Source organism: Cyclobacterium sp. (assembly GCF_014762705.1).
Classification (GTDB): Bacteria; Bacteroidota; Bacteroidia; order Cytophagales; family Cyclobacteriaceae; genus Cyclobacterium.
Map to the genome: position 1 here is coordinate 1 of NZ_JABURL010000052.1, position 2,801 is coordinate 2,801.

Below are 2,801 nucleotides of genomic sequence, written 5' to 3' on the forward strand. Positions count from 1 at the left end.
AGTCAAAATTAACCATTATTGTGTATAATTTATCCATTATCAAAAAATAATTCCACAGTTTGTTTCTGGAAAAAAGTAATTTTAATCGTGAAACTTAAGGCAAGTATATGCCCATGAGTAATCCAATTCTGCGCTCCTGGCTTTTCCATAAAAAAATTAGCCGTTTAAATGGCCCTTATTTGTAAATTAATTGTACAAATAAAAAGACATAAACAGCATGTGATTTCTTTCAGAATAAAATGGTTATTTTAATTCTTTATATTTATAATTAATTTCATTTGATGTCATGATTGTTACCCTATTGGTCATTGGCCTTCTGATCTTTCAGGTCGTTTTTATTTACAACCGTCTCATTCGGCTGAGAAATAACGCCCGCGAGGGGTGGAGCGGCATAGATGTTCAATTGAAGAGAAGGGCCGACCTGGTGCCCAATCTGGTCACTACCGTGAAGGGATATGCTGCACATGAAAAGCAGCTTCTGGAGGAAATTACCACCCTCCGTAACAAAAGCATTGCCGGGCAGACAGTTCCTGATCAGGCCAAAACTGCCTCCGAATTGGGCAGGTCCCTTAAGCGGCTATTGGTAATTGCTGAAGCTTATCCTGATTTGAAAGCAGATAAAAACTTTTTAAAGCTTCAGGAGCAGCTTTCGGAAATAGAAAACTACCTGCAAAAATCCAGAAGATATTATAATGGCACAGTCAGAGAACTTAACATCAAAATAGAATCTTTTCCTTCCAACCTGATTGCCAGACTTTTTGGTTTTGAGAAGTTTGATTTCTTTGCACTTACGGATGAATCAGACAGAATGGTACCAGAAATCAATTTAAACTAATATGCGCCACATTATACTTTGTCTTTTTACAGTTATTTTGGTTGGCACTTCCCCGTTAATCGCTCAGGACCAGGAAGAAATTCTAAAATATCACAGTGAAATAGAAATCCAACCGGATGGATCTTTAAAGGTAACAGAGGAAATCCAGGTTAGAAGTACAGGAAATGCCATACAACGAGGCATTTTTCGAAGTTTTCCGGTAAGGTACAGGGACCGTTTCAACAATCAAGTAAGGGTAGGCTTCGATGTACTGGAGGTACGGAAGGATGGCACAAGGGAACCTTACCAAGTTATCCGGCAGGGTGATTATGAAGTGATAAGAATCGGAGAAGAGAACACTTTGCTTGAACCTGGAATATATGATTATACCATTGTATACACCACCAACCGGCAGATCGGTTTTTTTGAATCCTTCGATGAACTTTACTGGAATGCCATCGGGGACAACTGGGAATTCAGGATCCTGGAGGCAACTGCCAGAGTCATTCTTCCTCCGGGTGGGGTAATCGGCCAATATGCCGCCTATGCAGGCCCCTCCGGAAGTACAAATTGTCCCTGCAACATCAAAAAGGAATCCGATAGGGAATTGTTTGTGGAAGTCACGGAACCCTTAAATCCAAAGGAGCCATTGACTCTGGCCGTTTCCTGGCAAAAAGGTTTGATTGCGCCTCCGGGCGCTGCTGAAAAAACGGGAAATTTTTTGAGCGAAAACGGAGGAATCTTTGCTTTGCTAATCGGATTGCTACTGGCTTTTGCCTATTACTTTTACGCCTGGACAAGAGTGGGTAAAGATCCCCATAAAGGAGGAATTTACCCCATTTTTGAAGTCCCCGAAGGGCTTGATGCAGCAGCGGTTAGGTACCTTTACAAAATGGGATTTGATACAAAAGCCTATGTTTCGGCCATAGTGGCACTGGCAACCAAAGGCTGGTTAAAGATTTTAGAGGAAAAGAAAAAAAAGTATGTGTTGGAGAAAATTGATTTCCCCGAGACGACAAACAGTGGATACCAGCGCATTATGTCCAATCTATTTCCGGGGGGAAACCAGATGATCAGCCTGGACCAGAAAGAACACAAAAAGATTGGAGCAGCGATGAAAGGACTGCAAAAGGATTTGTACGAGCGGTTTCATAGCACTCATTTTAAAAACAATTATGCCTGGTTGGTTCCAGGTATATTAATATCTATTATAAGTTTGATTTTAGGCGTAAAATATACCATGGATAATTCGCTGGAATCGGAGAATGTTTTCCTGATTATGGGTCTGTTTTTTTGTTTCTTTTTCCTCATGTTTTTGAGAAAGGTGTTTCTGACAGTGATGCACTACCTGGATTATGGGCATGTGAAAATAAGTACCATTATCAGTGAAGCCTTCAGCTTTCTTTTCATCCTGGCCTTCCCTTTTATTGCTATTTATTTCTTTGATGCTCAGTTTTCGTTTGGCTTTTTATTCGTAGCGCTGATATTGGGACTTGTCAATGTAATTTTTGCATTTCTGATGAAAGCTCCCACCGAGAAAGGCAGAAAGGTAATGGATGAAATTGAAGGCTTCAGAATGTACCTGAATGCCGCTGAAAAGCCATTATTGGAGTCCTTTAATCCTCCAGGATTGACACCCGAAATTTTTGAAAAGTTTCTTCCCTTTGCCATTGCATTGGATGTGGGGGAAGCCTGGGGTAAAGCCTTTGAAAACAAAATAGATTCACTGTCCTCCGATGACAACCAAACGCGAAGCCGTTACCATCCTACCTGGTATTCCGGAACCGCCTTTGCGGCAGGTTCTCTGGCAGGATTTTCTTCCGACCTTGGAAAAACCTTTGGTTCTGCGTTGAGTAATTCAGCCAGTCCCCCGGGTTCAAAATCCGGTAGTGGTGGTGGAGGCAGCTCCGGCGGTGGCGGTGGCGGTGGCCAGGACGGCCACCACCTCGGCGTTGCCCGCGGCGGGACAGGTGGCCGTGCTCGCGGT

The 2,801-nt window shown here is 42.6% G+C and carries 2 protein-coding genes; both read left to right on the top strand.

Annotation, left to right across the window (positions count from 1 at the left end):
* Positions 1 to 286: 286 nt before the first annotated feature.
* On the top strand, positions 287 to 835 hold the full coding sequence (locus tag HUJ21_RS10255) for a LemA family protein (protein WP_291369435.1): 549 nt from the start codon (positions 287 to 289) through the stop codon (positions 833 to 835).
* Between the two features lies 1 nt (position 836).
* The coding region (locus HUJ21_RS10260) for a DUF2207 domain-containing protein (protein ID WP_291369437.1) at positions 837 to 2,801 on the top strand (1,965 nt) is incomplete at its 3' end.

Bases quoted from the DNA above. Each gene is read 5' to 3' on its own strand.
- HUJ21_RS10255 (WP_291369435.1), top strand. From the start codon at position 287: ATGATTGTTACCCTATTGGTCATTGGCCTTCTGATCTTTCAGGTCGTT.